Origin of the sequence: Streptomyces bungoensis (genome assembly GCF_001514215.1) — a bacterium.
In the GTDB taxonomy this organism is placed as follows: Bacteria; Actinomycetota; Actinomycetes; order Streptomycetales; family Streptomycetaceae; genus Streptomyces; species Streptomyces bungoensis.
The window spans coordinates 20,057-36,703 of record NZ_KQ948859.1; the positions used below are offsets into that span (position 1 = coordinate 20,057).

Here is a 16,647-nt window from a genome sequence, read left to right on the forward strand (position 1 = left end):
GCGGGGGCGGGACCGCCGGGGAGGAGACCGCCGGGACAGTGCTCACCGGTGCTCAGCTCCCCGTCGGCCGGACGAACTGCGTCGCGGTGCGCACCAGGATGCAGACGTCCTGCCACAGCGACCACTCGTCGATGTAGGCGTTGTCGAAGCGGCACCGGTCCTCGATCGAGGTGTCGCCGCGCAGCCCGTGGATCTGGGCGAGTCCGGTGATCCCGCCGCGCACCCGGTGGCGCGCCGGATAGCCGGGGTGCACCTGGCTGAACTTGGCTACGAAGTAGGGCCGTTCCGGCCGCGGCCCGACCAGGCTCATGTCACCGCGGAAGACGTTCCACAGCTGGAGCAGCTCGTCCAGCGACATACGGCGCAGGAAGTGGCAGAAGCGGCTCATGTGCTGCTCGTCCGCCACGCTCCAGCGGGTCGCGGACTCGTAGGCGCTGGCGGGCCGGTGGGTGCGGAACTTCAGCATGGTGAAGGGCCGCCCGTCCTTGCCGATCCGCACCTGGCGGAACACCACGCCCGGCCCCTCGGCGGCCCTCAGCACGACCGCGCACACCAGCAGCACCGGGGCGGCGAGCAGCAGCAGCGAGCCGGACAGCACCATGTCGAGGACCCGCTTGCCCACGACGTCCCTGCGGCGCCCGGCGTCCGGGCACAACGGCCGGCGGGAGAAGCCCGCCAGGTGCCCGGCCCGGCCGCGCCCGACGCGCAGCCCGTACGACGGCACGTCCGTGTCGAGCTCCCACAGCGCGCAGCCGAACGCGGCGAACTGCCGCAGCAGCGCGACCCGGTGGCCCCGGGTCGCGGGTCCCACGACGAGGACCGTCTCCACGCCGTTCTGGATGAGCGCGCGCACCGCGTCCTCGTCATGGACGAGGACCGGCAGCCCGGTCGGGTCGCCGGGGTGCGGAACGGGGGTCGGGGTGTCGGCGACGACGCCGACCGGCCGTACGCCGCCCGCCGGGCAGCGCAGCAACGCGGCGGCGACGCGCACGGCCGCCGGGACCGGGCCCACCACGAGGGCGGGGCGCGGCCGGTGCCGCAGAGCCCTGCGCCGGCGCCCGTGCACCGCCTCGCGGCCCGCGCACGCCGCCGCGCAGTGCACGGCGCACGCGCCGGCCAGCACGGCCACCGGCAGCGACCGCAGGAAGAGGGCCGCTACGCCCGCCCAGCCGACGGCGATCCGGGCGCAGACGGCCGGGACGTCCTCGAGCACGCCGGGGACGGCCGAGGTGTCGTACAGCAGGGCACGCCGGTTGAGGCCGAGCACGCACAGGCCCAGCAGCGCGGTCAGCCACGCGTGCCGGTGGTCTTCGGGCAGGACGAGGGCGCCCAGCAGGGTCGCGGCGGCGTCGACGGTGAGCAGGGGGGTCCAGGAGGTCCACCGCGGCCGGTGGGACGTGCGTCCGGCGGGCAGCCCGCGCCCGCCGGTGCCGGGCGGGTCGAGGACGGTGACGGCGCGCCCCGCGGCCCTGGGCTGCCCGGCAGGAGCGGGAACGGTGCTTTCCGCACTCATGTGGTGATGGACTCCCTGCTCTGGTTGGGGACGACGCACGGCCGGGTGACGATGCCCAGCAGCTCGCGGTACAGGCCGGTCACCGCGTGCGTGACCTGCCGGACGTCGTGGGCGCCGAGCACGTGGGCGCGGCCCTGTGCGCCGAGTGCCGCGCGCAGCGGACCGCGGCGCAGCAGCTCCGCGAGCGCCCGCCCCAGCGCGTCGGGGTCCTCCGGCGGCACCAGGCAGAACGGCAGGTGGCCGGGCGGCAGGCTCTCGCGCGCCCCGTCCACGTCCGTGACGAGGACCGGGCGGCCGCAGGCCATGGCCTCCAGGGGGACGAGCGCCATGCCCTCCCAGCGGGACGGCAGGACGACGACGTCGGCGGCCCGGTACCAGGGGGCGGCGTCGCGTGCCGGGCCGGCGAACTCGACCGAGGCGGGCGCGGCGGCGCGCAGCCGGCCGGCGTCCGGTCCGTCGCCGACCAGTACCAGGCGGGCCCCGGGCAGTCGGCGCTCGACGGCGGGCCAGGCCCGCAGGAGCACGTCCTGCCCCTTCTGCCGGCACAGCCGTCCCACGCAGACGACGAGCGGGCCCGCCGCGGCCCGGGCGCTGGGGCCCTCGGGCCGCAGCCTGCGGGTGTCGACGCCGTTGGGGACCACGTGCCAGCGGGCGGTGATGCCGTGCAGCTCACCGGTGCGCCGTTCCGCCTCGCTCACGCACAGCACCCGCGACGCCCACCGCGCCGCGAACCGCTCCCAGCGCAGCGCCGCCCGGGCCATGCCGCCGTCCACGGCCTCGAACGACCAGGCGTGCGGCTGGAAGACGGTCGGCACCCGGCCGCGCACCGCGAGCCGCGCCGCGAGTCCCGCCTTGGCGCTGTGCGCGTGCAGCACGTCGGGCCGCACCCCGCGCACCAGCCGCGTCAGGCGCCACACCTCGTCCGGGAGCCGGTGCCCGGGTGCGCGGGTCGCGTCCCAGGGGAGCACCTCGCAGCCCACCGCGCGCAGGGCGTCGGTCAGCATGCCGCCCCGCGGGCAGGCCACGGTGACGCGCAGCCCCGCGGCGAGCTGTGCCGCGGCCAGGTCCGTCACGAGCCGGGCGACACCGCCCTCGACCGGCTGGGTGACGTGCAGGACGTGCGGCTCGCGTACCGCGAACGGTGTCGCACGGCGCGGGACGGGACCAGGGGGAATGCGCATGACCGAGGCTTCCCTTCCGAAGAAAGATTCCGAACTCGGCACACTCGGCACAAGGGTGTGCGGTCGCGGGTTCGATGCGAAATGCGCTGCATTCGGAAGGCAACACTAGCCTCTTATCTGTATTTATCCGCGGAACCGTCAACTGTGTCGGAATGACATCCTTCCGGCGGGCGGATATTACAGATAATCCGATGGGCTCGCCGCATGCGGCGGACCTCATCACCTGGTCTTCTCGTATGAGTTCCCGGAACTTGCCGCGGGCGGGGTTTCCCGTGCCGTTCCTGCCTCGTTGGTCCGGGAGAACCGAGCTTTGAGGAAAGGAACACCATGAAGAGTCTGAAGGCTGCCGCCCTCGCGGTCGGGGCCCTCGCCCTCGCCGGTGCCGCGTCTCCCGCCGTGGCGGCGGGCATGCCGGCGCAGGGTCTTGCCGGGGACGGCAGCGCGGTCGCCCGGAGTCTGCCGCAGGCGGCCGACCTTCCGACCGGTGACCTGGCGGGCGAGGTCAGGAGCGCGGCCGACGGCGTGAAGCGGTCGGGCGTGGTGAAGACCCCGGTTTTCGGCGCCACTCTGCCGAACCCCCTCAACGGCAAGAGCCCGCTCGGCGGCAAGGTCCCCCTCGGCGGCAAGGCGACGGGCGGGCTTCCGCTGGTCAAGTAGCGGTCGCGACCGCCGGGTTTTCGAGGCCGACTCCGTCACGCCGGGGGTCGGCCTTCGGCGTGTTCAAGGAAGAAATGTTTCACCACTCAGACCGGGAGCGGACGCGCGAATCGGCGCGGCAAAGCCGACGGCGGCCCGCCGACATACGGCGGGCCGCCAGGCGGGGGTACGGATCAGAACAGCAGGCCGCCCACGGTGGGGGCGTTGTGCGACTCGTCGACCGTGCCGGTGTCGCAGGCGGCGTAGCGCGAGTGCGGCGCCATGACGACGCCATCGAGGGCGGCACCGTCGGACCACGGCGCGAGGCAGCGGGCGTCGACCAGGGCGCCGTTGGCCACCGCGAGACCCTGCTGGGGGCCGTTCACGACGACGGGACCCTCCGAGATGCCCTTGCCACCGGTGACGTGGGTGTCGTTGTCGTGGGCCGTGGCGGTGCCGCCGGCCGCGAGCACGATGCCCGCAGCCAGGACGGAGAGGGCAGTGACCTTCTTACGCATGGGATGCGCCTTTCAGATGGGGAGCGGATTGGGGGGCGTCCGCCCTGCTCCGAACCGAATCGGAGCAGAGGGGGTCAGAAGAGCAGGCCGCCCACGATCGGGGCGTTCTGCGACTCGTCGACCATGCCCGTGTTGCACGCGGCGTACTTCGAGTGCGGCGCGACGGCACCGGCGACAGCGGCGGCACCGTTCGACCACGGCACCGCGCAGCGCAGGTCGACGAGCGTGCCGTTGGAGACGAGGACGCCCTGCTGGGGGGCGTTCACGACGACCGGGCCCGACGAGATGCCTTCGCCACCCTTGACGGTCGTGCAGTTGTCGGCTGCGGCGGTGCCCGCGGCCGCGAGGACGACGCCGGCGGCGAGGGCGGAGATGGCCGTAACCTTGTTACGCATGAGATGGCCTTTCAGGGCTGCGTTTCAGAAGGGTTTTTCATCTGCTCGAAATGCGTCGGAGCAGGGGTCAGAAGAGCAGACCGCTCACGCTCGGGGCGTTCTGCGACTCGTCGACCATGCCCGTGTTGCAGGCGGCGTACTTCGAGTGCGGTGCGACGACGCCGGCGAGAACGGCACCGTTGGACCACGGCGCGACGCAGCGACCATCGACGAGCGTGCCGTTGACGACGAGGACACCCTGCTGAGGGGCGTTCACGACGACCGGGGACGACGAGAAGCCGTCACCGCCAGTGGCGTTGGTGTGGTTCGAGTGAGCGGAGGCAACGCCAGCGCTGCCGCAGACAGCGCCAAGGGCGAGTGCAGTGATGACCGCGAACTTCCTGGGCAACTCGGTTCCTTCCTGGATTCACGGTAGGACACGCTTACACAGCAAGAAACCGAAATGCGCGATGGAAAGTCACGGTGACATCGCTCCTGCGGCGCAGATTCCATCAAATGGCGGAACGGTGCCCCGCGCGGCCCGGCGCACGCCTTTTCGCCCCCATTCGCGGAAGGCGATGCGACGTGTCCCGGGGGGCGGCAGGCCGAGGGGCCCGGACATGCGTCCGGTCCACCGGCGAGGAGGAAGCCGGTGGACCGGAGGGGGCCTGTGCGGTTGTCTCGTGCTCGTGTCCCGGTGAGCCGTCGTGTGGACCGGCATCGCCGCAGCGGGTGTCCGGGACGCCGTCGAGCCAGGCCGCCACCGGGGCCCGACCGTCCCTCGACACCGCGGTGTCGGTCTCCGAAGTAGTGCTTTCGCCGTACGCCGGCTTGCCTGCCGGCTGTCGGGGTCAGGCCTGGTCGAGCAGGCTGCCGAGGCCGGCGCTGGTCGGCGCGTTCAGCGGGTGCAGCTGGAAGGCACCGGTGCCGACGGGGTTCTTCACCGGGACGGCGGGCTTCTTGCCGCTGCCGCGCCCCATGCCGTCCAGGTAGACGCCGGAGATCTTCGCCGGCTTCTTCTCGTCGAACGCGCTGCCCTGGGTGACGTTGCCCTGACGGGCCAGCCGGGTCACGGTGTCGGCCGCGGGCACGACCGCCGGCGTGACCTCGGTCTGGGACACCAGGCCGAGCGGACCGGTGGTACCGGCCGGCGCCGCGGCGGCCGACGCGGCGGCGGCGGAGCCGCCGACGAGACCGGCCCCGATGGCCAGCGCCGCAGTTGTGAAAACTGCCTTCTTCATGATTCACCTCACGTGAAAGCGACCTCTAGTCCGACAGACGCAGAACATAGCAGTCCGCAGTCGGCCCAAAATGAGGCACTACTCCATACGCATGAATATCGCGGGAGTGAAAGAAGGCGTCGTTTTTATATTTCCAGAGATATTCACATGTGGTCGGCGAATCAATTCATCGTATGGTGCGCCTAGGACACGACGTCCTTGCGGGCGAACCCCCGGAAGGCCAGTGCGAACAGCACCAGCGCGTAGGCGACGGAGACCGCCGTGCCCTGGATCATCCCGGACCACTCGGGCCGCGGCTGGACGGCGTCGGCCCAGGCGAACTGCCAGTGCGCGGGCAGGAAGTCGCGCCAGTGGCCGAGGGCGGTGACGGCGTCCAGGACGTTGCCGACGATGGTGAGGCCCACCGCGCCGCCGACCGCGCCGAGCGGGGCGTCGGTCCGGGTCGACAGCCAGAACGCCAGCCCGGCGGTGACCAGTTGGGACACGAAGAGGTAGGCCACCACGACCACCAGGCGCCCGGCCGCCGTGCCCGCGTCCAGCGTGCCGCCGGTGGGGATCTGCAGCGGGCCCCAGCCGTAGGCGGCCGTGCCGACCGCGAGGGCCACCACCGGGAGCAGCACCATCGCGGCGAGGCTCAGCCCGAGCCCGACGGCGAGCTTGGACCACAGCAGCCGGGCCCGGGGCACGGGCGCGGCCAGCAGGTAGCGCAGGGAGGACCAGCCGGCCTCCGAGGCCACCGTGTCCCCGCAGAACAGGGCGACCGGGATCACCAGCAGGAAGCCCGCCGAGACGAACAGGTTGACCGCGGCGAAGTTGGCGCCGGAGGCGGTCGCCGTGTCCATCAGCGTGACCCGGCCGTTGCGGTCCGCCGGGTCGCCGCCGATGGCGAAGGCGATCAGCAGCACGAACGGCAGGACGGCGAGGATCGCGCCCATGATCAGGGTGCGGCGCCGCTTGAGCTGCCGCACCAGCTCCACCCGCAGGGGCAGGGTGCGGCCCGCGCGGTAGCCGGGCGCCGTTCCGGCGGACTCGGCCAGCGTGCTCATGCGGAACCTCCGATCAGGGTGAGGAAGGCGTCTTCCAGGCGGCGGTGCGGGCCGACCGAGGCGACGGGCACCTCCAGGCGCACCAGCTCCACGACGAGCCGTTCGGCCGTGCCGCCGGGTTCGAGGCGGATCAGCAGCCCGTCCTCGGTGCGGACGGCGGAGGCGACGCCGGGCAGCGCGGCCACCTTCTCGACGACCGGCTCCTCCACGGCGGTGCCGGTGCCGACCAGCAGGGTGTCGCCGGAGCCGACGATCTCGCGCACCGGGCCCGCCTGGACCAGCCGGCCGCGGTCCATCACCACCAGGTGGGTGCAGGACTGCTCGACCTCGGCGAGGAGGTGGCTGGAGACGATCACCGTGCGGCCGCCGGCCGCGTAGCGGATCATCACCTGGCGCATCTCGCGGATCTGCGGCGGGTCCAGGCCGTTGGTGGGCTCGTCCAGGATGAGCAGGTCGGGCAGGCCGAGCATGGCCTGGGCGATGGCCAGGCGCTGCCGCATGCCCTGGGAGTAGGTGCGCACCGCGCGGGCGAGGGCGCCGCCGAGTCCGGCGATCTCCAGGGCCTCGTCGAGGTGGGCGTCCTGCGGCGGGCGGCCGGTGGCCCGCCAGTACAGCTCGAGGTTCTCCCGGCCGGACAGGTGGGGCAGGAAGCCGGCGCCCTCCACGAAGGCGCCGACCCGGGAGAGCACCGGCGCGCCGGGCCGGATGGCGTGCCCGAAGACCCGGATCTCACCGTCGTCGGGCCGGATCAGGCCCATCAGCATGCGCAGGGTGGTGGTCTTGCCGGCGCCGTTGGGCCCGAGCAGGCCGAGCACCTGGCCCTTCTCCACGCGGAAGGACAGCTCGCGCACCGCGTACCGGTCGGCGGACCGGGCGTAGCGCTTGCTGAGGCCCGTGATCTCCAACGGGACCTCGGCGAGCCCGGGGTCGGGCGCGGGGGTGGCGCTCCGGCGGCGGGCGGTGAGCAGCAGGGCGAGCCCGGCGGCGGCGCCGGCCAGGGGCAGCCACCACACCCAGGAGGGCAGCGGGGCGGCGGCGGTGTGCACGGCGGGAGCCGTCGGCACCCTCAGGTCCGACCTGAGGGAGACGGTGTACGTCGCCGGGGCGGCCGGGGAGGCGTACCCGAGGTCGGTGGAGGCGAGGACGAGGCGGAGCCGGTGGCCCTTCTGCACCTCGTGGTCGATCGCCGGGAGGCTGATCGTGACGTCCTTGCCGGACCGCGCGCCGCTCACCCGGACGGGGGCGACCAGCTGGGCGGGCAGCACCTGGGGGCTGCCGCCGGGGCCGACGTCGTACACCTTGCCGAACAGGACGGCGTCCCGGCCGGTGGAGGCGACGTGCACGGTGACCGTCGGGGAACCGGTGATCCGCAGGGCCCGGGCCAGGGGTGCGGAGTCGAACCGGGCGTACTGGCCGGGGAAGTCGAGGGAGACGCCGACGCCGAGCGCGGACAGCTGGGCGAGGCCGCCGGAGCCGCCGAGCCCGGGCAGGGCGGAGACGCCGGGCGGACTGGCGCCGGCCGGGTTGGTGACGTGCTGCTCGCGGCCGGTGAGGTGGACGGGCCGCTGGTGGTCGCGCAGGCCGGGGTAGCTGCCGGCGCTCGCGCCGCGCAGCTGGGCCGCGCCGTCCGTGGAGTCGACGCCGCCGGTGCGGGTGATCCGGAAGGCGGGGCCGGTGTCTGCGGCCCTGTCCCCCTTCAGATAGCGGTCGAACCAGGCCGTCACGCGCCGCTCGACCCGGGCGGTCTCCAGGTCGCCGCCGTCGTGCCCGCCCGCGATCCAGTCGACGTCCACCGGGGCGCCGTTCGCGTGGATGGCCTTCTCCGCCGCGTCGGACTGGGCGAGGGTGAACAGGGAGTCGGTCTGGCCCTGCACCAGCAGGGTGGGCACCTTGATGCGGCCGGCGACGGCGGACGGCGAGCGCTCCTCCAGCAGCCTGCGGGCGGCCGCGTCCGGCGTCCCGGACTCGGCGACCCGGTCGTACATCCGGCACAGGGCGGGCTCGAAGCGGGCGCAGCCGCCGCCCAGGTTGAAGAAGACGCCGGTCCAGAGCTTCTTGAAGACGCCGTCGGGGAAGAGGGCGTCGGCCAGGTTCCAGTAGGTGATGGACGGGGCGATGGCGTCGACCCGGCGGTCGTGTCCGGCGGCGAGCAGGGCGATCGCGCCGCCGTAGGAGCCGCCGGCCACGCCGACGCGCGGGTCGCCCGGCCTGTCGAGGCGGACCTCGGGCCGGCGGGCCAGCCAGTCGATGAGCCGGGAGACGTCGGCGACCTCGTGCCCGGGGTCGTTGAGCCCGATGCGGCCGGTGGAGCGGCCGAAGCCGCGCGCCGACCAGGTCAGCACCGCGTACCCGTCCCGGGCCAGGTCCGCGGCCTGCCGGCGCATGTCGTCCTTGCTGCCGCCGAAGCCGTGCCCGAGCAGGACGGCCGGGCGGCGGCCGGCGGGTCCGGCGGTGAAGTACGAGGTGTCGATGCGGGTCCCGTCGGCCATGGTCAGGACGCGGTCGCCGCGCCGCACCGGCGGCGTGTCGGGGGAGGCGGCGGCCGTCCAGGTGCCGGCGCCGGCGAGCACCACGACGGCGGCCGCGGCGGCCATCAGCCGGCGCGGCCCCTTCAGCAGCCCTCGCAGCGCGGGCACTCGAAGATCCATGCCTCAACGGTACGGGGCGCCGCCGACAGCGCATGCGGCCCAGGGGCTGAACCGCGGCCCTCCCCGGGGCGTACGGCCCGGCGTCCGTGTACTGCGGGCGTGGTACGAAGGCGCATGGGCTCTCCCGACATCCGCCGCGCCACGACCGTCGCCGACCTCACCGCGGTCGAGCACCTGTTCGATCATCCGGTCCGCCCCGAGTGGGCCGAGCGGTTCTTGACCTCCGCCGGGCACCATCTGCTCCTCGCGCGCGCGGAGGGGGCCGGCGGCCCGGTCGGGTTCGTGAGCGGTGTGGAGACCGTGCACCCCGACAAGGGCGCCGAGATGTTCCTGTACGAGCTGGCGGTCGCGGAGCCGTACCGCCGCCGCGGGATCGGGCGGGCGCTGGTGGAGCGGCTGGCCGCGGTGGCCCGGGAGCGGGGCTGCCACGGGATGTGGGTCGCGGTCGACACCGGGAACGACGCCGCCCTTGCCGCCTATCGCAGTGCGGGCGGCAAGGGCGAGGGGACGTGCGCGGTGGTGGCGTGGGACCTCGGCTGATCCGTCAGGCCTGGGCGTCCTCCGGCAGGGACACCAGCCAGCGGGTGTCGCGGCGCGGGCGCAGGTACAGCGCCCAGTAGAGGGTGGCCACCGCGGTGATGCCGCCGGTCCACAGCAGGTAGCTCGTCTCCTGCTGGGTGAGGATGTAGGCGAGGACCACGATCAGCAGGACGGGCACCGCGGGCCACAGCGGCATCCGCCAGGCCGGCGTGTGCCGGTGGGAGCCGCGGCGCGACAGCAGGGCGGCGACCGCCACCAGCAGGTACATGCCGGTCACGGAGACGCCGGTGACGCCGTAGAGGGTGTCGAGGTTGACGAAGCAGAGCAGCGCGCCGGGGACGCCGACCGCCAGCGTGGCCACCCAGGGGGAGCCGAAGCGGCCGAGCTTGGAGAAGACGTGGTTGACCGGCTCGGGCCAGGCCTTGTCGCGGGCGGAGGCGAACAGCACCCGGGAGTTCTGGATGACCATGACGATGCCCGCGTTGATGATCGCGAGGGCCACGCACAGGCTGACGAAGGTGCCGACCGCGGAGTTGGACCAGGCGGTGACCATGGAGCTGATGTCGCCGCCGGTCAGCTCCTTGATGTCGGAGGCGCCCATGGTGATGGCGGCGACCGGCACGAGGATGATCACGGTGGAGATGGCGAGCGTGGCCAGCACGGTACGGGCGACGTTGCGGCGCGGGTGCTCCAGCTCCTCGGACAGGTAGACGGCCGTCGAGAAGCCCTGGGTGACGAAGAGGGCGATGGCGAGCCCGGAGACGACCAGCATGGCGGTCACGGTGTCGGTGTGCCCGTGCGCGCCGGCCACCTGCATGGAGACGAGGCTGCCGGCCCCGCGGTGGCTGTGCGTGAAGCCGAGCAGGGCGACGACCCCGGCCGCGATGACCTCCAGGACCAGGAAGATGCCGGTGATCCAGGCGTTGGCGCGCAGGTCGAGCAGGCCGGCGAGGGTGGCGAGCAGCATCACGCCGGCGCCGGTCATGGCCGGGTCGAGGTGCACGATCGGGGTCAGGTAGTCGGCCGTGCCCATGGCGATGACGGGCGGCACGATCATGACGACCAGCAGGGACAGCACGAAGACCAGCCAGCCGGCGAGCCGGCCCGCCAGCGTCGACACCATGGCGTACTCGCCGCCCGCGCTGGGGATGAGGGTGCCCAGCTCGGAGTAGCAGAACGCCACGGCGATACAGAGGAGGGAGCCGATGGCGATCGTCAGGGCGGTGGCGGTGCCGAGGGAGCCGAACAGGTCGGGGACGACCACGAAGAGGGTGGAGGCCGGCGTGACGCAGGAGAGGGTCAGCAGGGTGCCGCCGACGACACCGATGGAACGCTTCAGCCCCGGCGGGTGGGCCTGCTGGGTCTCGGCCAGGGACTTCTGGAGCGTGTCGGTCATGCGGCGGCTTCCGATCGGCTGGTGCGTGTGAGGGTGGGGCCAGGAGCGCTATCGCCTCCGGCGGCTCGTCGTGCGTTCGTCTCGTCCGCTCCTGGCGGTGCATAGCGAACCCCGACGAAAACCGCTGCGTCAATGGCTGTTTACCTTCGGATTCCGCACTCGCCGGCGACCTTACGTGACATCACTTTCCTAGGTGGCGAACCCCTGTAGGTGATCCCATCAAGCTTCTGTCGCTCGTGACCTTGCTTTCGAAGATCAAATAAGCGGGATACCTTCATCACCCGTTTCATCCTCGCGAAACGGGAACCGCAGCCAAGGTCATAAAAAAATACCGCCACGTCCGGTATCCGGACGCCCCCGGACGCACCTGTGCCCCGCTCGGCAGGCGCCGGAGCGGGGCACGGAGGGGGCGGAAGGGGCGTCAGTGGTTGCGCGGGAAACCCAGGTCCACGCCGGCCGGGGCGTCGGCCGGGTCGGGCCAGCGGGTGGTGACGACCTTGCCGCGGGTGTAGAAGTGCGTGCCGTCGTTGCCGTAGATGTGGTGGTCGCCGAAGAGCGAGTCCTTCCAGCCGCCGAAGGAGTGGTAGCCCACCGGCACCGGGATCGGGACGTTCACGCCGACCATGCCGGCCTCGATCTCCAGCTGGAAGCGGCGGGCCGCGCCGCCGTCCCGGGTGAAGATCGCGGTGCCGTTGCCGAACGGCGAGGCGTTCATGAGGGCCACGCCCTCCTCGTAGGTGTCCACGCGCAGCACGCACAGCACCGGGCCGAAGATCTCGTCCTGGTAGGCCCTGGCGGTGGTCGGCACCCTGTCCAGCAGCGAGATGCCGATCCAGTGGCCGTCCTCGTAGCCCTCGACGGTGTGGCCGGTGCCGTCCAGAACGACCTCGCAGCCCTCGGCGGCGGCGCCCTCGACGTAGGAGGCCACCTTGTCGCGGTGGGCCTTGGTGATCAGCGGGCCCATCTCGGAGGAGGGGTCGTTGCCGGGGCCGATCTTGATCTTCTCGGCGCGCTCGCGGATCTTCTCCACCAGCGTGTCGCCGATGGCGCCCACGGCCACGACGGCCGAGATCGCCATGCAGCGCTCGCCCGCGGAGCCGTAGGCCGCCGAGACGGCCGCGTCCGCCGCCGCGTCCAGGTCGGCGTCCGGCAGGACCAGCATGTGGTTCTTGGCGCCGCCGAGGGCCTGCACCCGCTTGCCGTTGGCGGAGGCGGTGGTGTGGATGTGGCGGGCGATCGGGGTGGAGCCGACGAAGGAGACCGCCTTGACGTCCGGGTGCTCCAGCAGGCGGTCCACGGCCACCTTGTCGCCGTGCACGACGTTGAACACGCCGTCGGGCAGGCCCGCCTCGGCGAGCAGCTCGGCGATCTTGACGGACGCCGACGGGTCCTTCTCGGACGGCTTCAGCACGAAGGTGTTGCCGCACGCGATGGCGATCGGGAACATCCACATCGGGACCATCGCCGGGAAGTTGAACGGCGTGATGCCGGCGACGACGCCCAGCGGCTGCCGGATCGACGACACGTCCACGCGGCTGGCCACCTGCGTCGACAGCTCGCCCTTGAGCTGCACGTTGATGCCGCAGGCCAGGTCGACGATCTCCAGGCCGCGGGCGACCTCGCCGAGCGCGTCGGAGTGCACCTTGCCGTGCTCGGCGGTGATCAGCTCGGCGATGGCGTCGCGGTTGGCGTCCAGCAGCGCCCGGAACTTGAAGAGGACGGACGTGCGCTGGGCCAGCGAGGACTGGCCCCAGGTGGCGTAGGCGTCCTTGGCCGCGGCCACCGCGGCGTCCACCTCGTCCACCGACGCGAACGCGACCTTCGTGGTGACCGCGCCGGTCGCCGGGTCGGTGACCGGCCCGTACGTGCCCGACGCGCCTTCGACGGTCTTGCCGCCGATCCAGTGGTTGACGATCTTCGTCATGACCGAGTACTCCTTCACAGATGGCGGCGTCGGGTCGAGACGTGCCGTTCGTACAGCTCACGTGCCTTGACCGCGGACGCTCGGGTCGCGGTCTCGGCCACAGGAACATCCCACCAGGCCTGCGCCGGAGGCGCGCCCGACACAGTGTCGGACGTTTCGGTCTCCACATAGACACATGTGGGAGTGTCGGCGGCGCGCGCCTCGGCGAGCGCCGCGCGCAGGTCCCGCACGGTCTTCGCGCGCAGCACGCGCATGCCGAGGCTCGCCACGTTGGAGGCGAGGTCGACGGGCAGCGGGGCGCCGGTGTAGGTGCCGTCCGCGGCGGTGAACCGGTAGGCCGTGCCGAACCGCTCGCCGCCCACCGACTCCGACAGGCCGCCGATCGAGGCGTACCCGTGGTTCTGCACCAGCAGGATCTTGATCGCGACGCCCTCCTGCACGGCCGTCACGATCTCCGTGGGCATCATCAGGTACGTCCCGTCACCGACCAGCGCCCACACGTTCCGCTCGGGCGCGGCGAGTTTCACCCCGATGGCGGCCGGGATCTCGTAGCCCATGCAGGAGTAGCCGTACTCCAGGTGGTACTGGTCGTGGGACCGCGCCCGCCAGAGCTTGTGCAGGTCGCCGGGGAGCGAGCCGGCCGCGTTGACGATGACGTCGGACTCGTCGGCCAGGGCGTCGAGCGCCCCGAGGACCTGCGGCTGGGTGGGCCTCACGTCCGGTTCGTCGGCCTCGAAGCACGCGTCGACGCGCTGCTCCCAGCGCTCCTTGTCCTCGGTGTACTCACCGACGTAGGAGTCGGCGACCGTGTACCCGTGCGCCGCCAGCTCCCGGGTCAGCTCGCCCAGGCCGCTGCGGGCGTCCGCGACCAGCGGCAGCCCGGCCAGCTTGTGGCCGTCGAAGGCGGCGATGTTGAGGTTGAGGAAGCGGACGTCCGGGTTCTCGAAGAGGGTGCCGGAGGCCGTGGTGAAGTCCGTGTACCGCGTCCCGACGCCGATCACCAGGTCCGCGGTGCGGGCGAGCTCGTCGGCCGTCGCGGTGCCGGTGTGGCCGACGCCGCCGACGTCCTGCGGGTGGTCGTGGCGCAGGGATCCCTTGCCGGCCTGGGTGGAGGCGACCGGTATCCGGGTGGCCCCGGCGAACTCGGCGAGGGCCTGCTCGGCGCGGCTGTGGTGGACTCCGCCGCCCGCGATGACGAGGGGGCGGCGGGCGGCCCGGACCGCGCGGACGGCCGCGGCGAGTTCGGTCCGGTCGGCGACGGGGCGCCGTACGGTCCACACGCGCGTCGCGAAGAACTCCTCCGGCCAGTCGAAGCCCTCCGCCTGCACGTCCTGGGGCAGCGCGAGGGTGACCGCGCCGGTCTCCACGGGGTCGGTGAGGACCCGCACCGCCTGCAGGGCGCTCGGCATCAGCTGCTCAGGCCGGGTGACGCGGTCGAAGTACCTCGACACCGGGCGCAGGGTGTCGTTGACGGACACGTCGCCCGCGTACGGCGGCTCCAGCTGCTGCAGGACCGGGTCGGCGGGGCGGGTGGCGAAGACGTCCCCGGGCAGGAGCAGGACCGGCAGGTGGTTGACGGTGGCGAGGGCCGCCCCGGTGACCAGGTTGGTGGCGCCCGGGCCGATGGAGGTCGTCACCGCGTGCGTGGACAGGCGGTTCGACTGGCGGGCGTAGCCGACCGCCGCGTGCACCATCGACTGCTCGTTGCGGCCCTGGTGGTACGGCATGACGTCGGCGTACTCGACCAGCGCCTGGCCGAGGCCGGCCACGTTGCCGTGCCCGAAGATGCCCCAGGTCGCGCCGATCAGCCGCTGCCGCTCGCCGTCGCGTTCGGTGTACTGGGCGGCGAGGAAACGGACCAGCGCCTGCGCGACGGTCAGCCGGATCGTCATCGGTAGCCCCCTGTGCTCTCTACGTGGTCGGGGTGGAAGCGGATCCGCCACTCCCGGGTCGCGCCCGGGCCCGCCATGACGTTCAGGTAGTACATGGCGTGGCCCGGCTGGGCGATGGACGGCCCGTGCCATCCGTCGGGGACGAGGACGGCGTCGCCGGAGCGGACCTCGGCGAGGACGTCCGAGCCGCCCTCGCGCGAGGGGAACACCCGCTGGTAGCCCAGGCCGTTCGGGCCGTCGATCTCGAAGTAGTAGATCTCCTCCAGCGCGGACTCCTCGCCCGGCCGGTGCTCGTCGTGCTTGTGCGGCGGGTACGACGACCAGTGGCCGCCGGGGGTGATCACCTCGACGGCGATCAGCTTGTCGCAGTCGAAGGAGTCGGCCGAGGCGAAGTTGCGCACCTGGCGGGCGCAGCCGCCGCTGCCGCGCTCCTCGACGGGGACCTCCGGCGCGGGGCCGTAGCGGGCGGGGAGTCGTCGCTCGCACTTCGCTCCTGCCAGGGCGAAGCGGCCTCCCGCGCCGGAGGCGATCTGGACCCGGGCGTCCCGGGGGGCGTACACGAAGTCCGAGGCTCCGCTGAACACGCTTTCCCGGCCCAGGAGTTGGAAGTCCTCTTCCTCGATCCGCACGGTACCTCCGCCGCCCAGCGGAAGCACGATCCACTCGCTGTCCCCGGTGGTGAACGTATGGGAAGCACCCGGTGCCAGCTCCACGACGCGCAGGCTGCTGTGCGCCCAGCCGGCCCGCTTCGGGTCGATGTCGACGGCGTACTCGGCGTTCGCGGTGGCGCCCCGGGGCAGGTACAGGTCGGTGCTGGTCATGCGGCCCTCACAGCAGTCCTACGGCGGTGTCCACGGCGGCGGCCACGTCGCCGTCCGCCGGGTACAGCAGCGAGCGGCCGACCACCAGGCCGCGCACGGTGGGCAGTTGCAGCGCGCCGCGCCACTTCTCGTAGGCGGCGACCTGGTCCTCGGGCGAGTCCCCTATGTCGCCGCCGAGCAGCACGGCCGGCAGGGTGGAGGTCTCCATGACCCGGGCCATGTCGTCGGGGTTCTCGGTGACCGGCACCTTCAGCCAGGTGTAGGCCGAGGAGCCGCCGAGGCCGGAGGCGATGGCGATGGACTTGGTGACCGCCTCGGCGGACAGGTCGTTGCGCAGCCGGCCCTCGGGGGTGCGGCGGCTGATGAACGGCTCCACGAAGACGGGCAGCCGACGCGCGGCCATGTCGTCGATGGCGCGGGCGGTGGACTCCAGGGTGGCCAGGGAGCCCGGGTCGGCGTAGTCGATGCGCAGCAGCAGCTTGCCGGCGTCGAAGCCGAGGCGCTGGATGTCGGTGGGGCGGTGGCCGGTGAAGCGGTCGTCCAGTTCGAAGCTGGCGCCCTGCAGGCCGCCGCGGTTCATGGAGCCCATGACGACCTTGTGCTCGAGCGCGCCGAGCAGGAGCAGGTCGTCGAGGATGTCGGCGGTGGCGAGGACGCCGTCGACGCCGGGCCGGGACAGCGCCAGGCACAGCCGCTCCAGCAGGTCGGCGCGGTTGGCCATGGCGAGCCTGCGGTCCCCGACCCCGAGCGCGCCGCGGGCCGGGTGGTCGGCGGCGACGATCATCAGCCGGCCGCTCGTGTTCAGCAGGGGCCTGCGCGCCCGCCGGGCGGCGGCCTCGGCGATGGCCTCGGGGTGGTGGACGCGGGTGCGGACCAGTTCCGCCACGTCGACGCGGGGGTGCCGGCCCGCGGTGTCC

At 72.9% G+C, this 16,647-nt stretch carries 15 protein-coding genes; 2 read left to right on the forward strand and 13 right to left on the reverse strand.

The window, feature by feature from the left end:
- Nucleotides 1–52 precede the first annotated feature (52 nt).
- Together AQJ66_RS19185 and AQJ66_RS19190 are read right to left on the reverse strand one after the other, a co-directional pair.
- A complete protein-coding gene (locus AQJ66_RS19185) occupies nt 53–1,513 on the reverse strand; it encodes an exopolysaccharide biosynthesis polyprenyl glycosylphosphotransferase (protein WP_061923414.1) in 1,461 nt (486 codons plus the stop codon).
- Nucleotides 1,510–2,694 (reverse strand): glycosyltransferase, encoded by a 1,185-nt coding sequence (locus AQJ66_RS19190; RefSeq protein WP_061923417.1) that lies wholly within the window; start codon nt 2,692–2,694, stop codon nt 1,510–1,512. The genes AQJ66_RS19185 and AQJ66_RS19190 overlap by 4 nt, the downstream gene beginning before the upstream one ends.
- A gap of 327 nt (nt 2,695–3,021) precedes the next feature.
- On the opposite strand from AQJ66_RS19190, the gene AQJ66_RS19195 reads away from it, so the two are divergent.
- Nucleotides 3,022–3,351, forward strand: coding sequence for a hypothetical protein (locus AQJ66_RS19195; RefSeq protein WP_061923421.1), 330 nt, complete (start codon nt 3,022–3,024; stop codon nt 3,349–3,351).
- 173 nt (nt 3,352–3,524) lie between these two features.
- On the opposite strand, the gene AQJ66_RS19200 is transcribed toward AQJ66_RS19195, so the two are convergent.
- The 6 genes from AQJ66_RS19200 to AQJ66_RS19225 all read right to left on the reverse strand — a co-directional run bounded on the left by AQJ66_RS19200 (nt 3,525) and on the right by AQJ66_RS19225 (nt 9,157).
- Entirely contained in the window at nt 3,525–3,848 is a 324-nt protein-coding gene (locus tag AQJ66_RS19200) for a hypothetical protein (RefSeq protein ID WP_061923422.1), read from the reverse strand.
- A gap of 74 nt (nt 3,849–3,922) precedes the next feature.
- Entirely contained in the window at nt 3,923–4,243 is a 321-nt protein-coding gene (locus tag AQJ66_RS19205; protein WP_061923425.1) for a hypothetical protein, read from the reverse strand.
- Nucleotides 4,244–4,310: 67 nt separating this feature from the next.
- Nucleotides 4,311–4,631, reverse strand: a complete 321-nt coding sequence (locus tag AQJ66_RS19210; RefSeq protein WP_061923428.1) for a hypothetical protein — start codon at nt 4,629–4,631, stop codon at nt 4,311–4,313.
- A 442-nt stretch (nt 4,632–5,073) separates the two neighbouring features.
- On the reverse strand, nt 5,074–5,463 hold the full coding sequence (locus AQJ66_RS19215; protein WP_061923431.1) for a hypothetical protein: 390 nt from the start codon (nt 5,461–5,463) through the stop codon (nt 5,074–5,076).
- 182 nt (nt 5,464–5,645) lie between these two features.
- Complete coding sequence (locus AQJ66_RS19220; protein WP_061923435.1) at nt 5,646–6,509, reverse strand: ABC transporter permease; 864 nt, start codon at nt 6,507–6,509, stop codon at nt 5,646–5,648.
- Nucleotides 6,506–9,157: an alpha/beta fold hydrolase gene (locus tag AQJ66_RS19225; protein ID WP_061923438.1), complete on the reverse strand. Its 2,652-nt coding sequence runs from the start codon at nt 9,155–9,157 to the stop codon at nt 6,506–6,508. Before AQJ66_RS19225 ends, AQJ66_RS19220 begins: the two co-directional genes overlap by 4 nt.
- A gap of 114 nt (nt 9,158–9,271) precedes the next feature.
- Here AQJ66_RS19225 and AQJ66_RS19230 point away from each other — a divergent pair, with 114 nt between their 5' ends.
- Nucleotides 9,272–9,697, forward strand: a complete 426-nt coding sequence (locus tag AQJ66_RS19230) for a GNAT family N-acetyltransferase (RefSeq protein ID WP_061923441.1) — start codon at nt 9,272–9,274, stop codon at nt 9,695–9,697.
- A gap of 4 nt (nt 9,698–9,701) precedes the next feature.
- On the opposite strand, the gene AQJ66_RS19235 is transcribed toward AQJ66_RS19230, so the two are convergent.
- From AQJ66_RS19235 to AQJ66_RS19255, 5 genes are all read right to left on the reverse strand, one after another.
- Nucleotides 9,702–11,093, reverse strand: coding sequence for an APC family permease (locus AQJ66_RS19235; RefSeq protein WP_061923444.1), 1,392 nt, complete (start codon nt 11,091–11,093; stop codon nt 9,702–9,704).
- Nucleotides 11,094–11,514: 421 nt separating this feature from the next.
- The gene (gene mmsA, locus AQJ66_RS19240; RefSeq protein WP_061923447.1) at nt 11,515–13,017 is read right to left on the reverse strand and encodes a CoA-acylating methylmalonate-semialdehyde dehydrogenase; all 1,503 of its coding nucleotides are present in this window, start codon (nt 13,015–13,017) and stop codon (nt 11,515–11,517) included.
- 14 nt (nt 13,018–13,031) lie between these two features.
- A complete protein-coding gene (gene iolD, locus AQJ66_RS19245; protein WP_061923450.1) occupies nt 13,032–14,909 on the reverse strand; it encodes a 3D-(3,5/4)-trihydroxycyclohexane-1,2-dione acylhydrolase (decyclizing) in 1,878 nt (625 codons plus the stop codon).
- Entirely contained in the window at nt 14,906–15,730 is an 825-nt protein-coding gene (iolB, locus tag AQJ66_RS19250; RefSeq protein WP_061923453.1) for a 5-deoxy-glucuronate isomerase, read from the reverse strand. Before iolB ends, iolD begins: the two co-directional genes overlap by 4 nt.
- 7 nt (nt 15,731–15,737) lie before the next feature.
- Nucleotides 15,738–16,616 (reverse strand): Cgl0159 family (beta/alpha)8-fold protein, encoded by an 879-nt coding sequence (locus tag AQJ66_RS19255; protein ID WP_061924019.1) that lies wholly within the window; start codon nt 16,614–16,616, stop codon nt 15,738–15,740.
- Between the last annotated feature and the right edge of the window lie 31 nt (nt 16,617–16,647).

Excerpts from the sequence above, each read along its gene's own strand:
- AQJ66_RS19235 (WP_061923444.1), bottom strand. The coding sequence starts at position 11,093 with ATGACCGACACGCTCCAGAAGTCCCTGGCCGAGACCCAGCAGGCCCAC.
- AQJ66_RS19220 (WP_061923435.1), bottom strand. The coding sequence starts at position 6,509 with ATGAGCACGCTGGCCGAGTCCGCCGGAACGGCGCCCGGCTACCGCGCG.
- AQJ66_RS19215 (WP_061923431.1), bottom strand. The coding sequence starts at position 5,463 with ATGAAGAAGGCAGTTTTCACAACTGCGGCGCTGGCCATCGGGGCCGGT.
- AQJ66_RS19185 (WP_061923414.1), bottom strand. The coding sequence starts at position 1,513 with ATGAGTGCGGAAAGCACCGTTCCCGCTCCTGCCGGGCAGCCCAGGGCC.
- AQJ66_RS19225 (WP_061923438.1), bottom strand. The coding sequence starts at position 9,157 with ATGGATCTTCGAGTGCCCGCGCTGCGAGGGCTGCTGAAGGGGCCGCGC.
- AQJ66_RS19205 (WP_061923425.1), bottom strand. The coding sequence starts at position 4,243 with ATGCGTAACAAGGTTACGGCCATCTCCGCCCTCGCCGCCGGCGTCGTC.
- AQJ66_RS19200 (WP_061923422.1), bottom strand. The coding sequence starts at position 3,848 with ATGCGTAAGAAGGTCACTGCCCTCTCCGTCCTGGCTGCGGGCATCGTG.
- AQJ66_RS19195 (WP_061923421.1), top strand. The coding sequence starts at position 3,022 with ATGAAGAGTCTGAAGGCTGCCGCCCTCGCGGTCGGGGCCCTCGCCCTC.
- AQJ66_RS19230 (WP_061923441.1), top strand. The coding sequence starts at position 9,272 with ATGGGCTCTCCCGACATCCGCCGCGCCACGACCGTCGCCGACCTCACC.
- mmsA (WP_061923447.1), bottom strand. The coding sequence starts at position 13,017 with ATGACGAAGATCGTCAACCACTGGATCGGCGGCAAGACCGTCGAAGGC.
- iolD (WP_061923450.1), bottom strand. The coding sequence starts at position 14,909 with ATGACGATCCGGCTGACCGTCGCGCAGGCGCTGGTCCGTTTCCTCGCC.
- AQJ66_RS19190 (WP_061923417.1), bottom strand. The coding sequence starts at position 2,694 with ATGCGCATTCCCCCTGGTCCCGTCCCGCGCCGTGCGACACCGTTCGCG.
- iolB (WP_061923453.1), bottom strand. The coding sequence starts at position 15,730 with ATGACCAGCACCGACCTGTACCTGCCCCGGGGCGCCACCGCGAACGCC.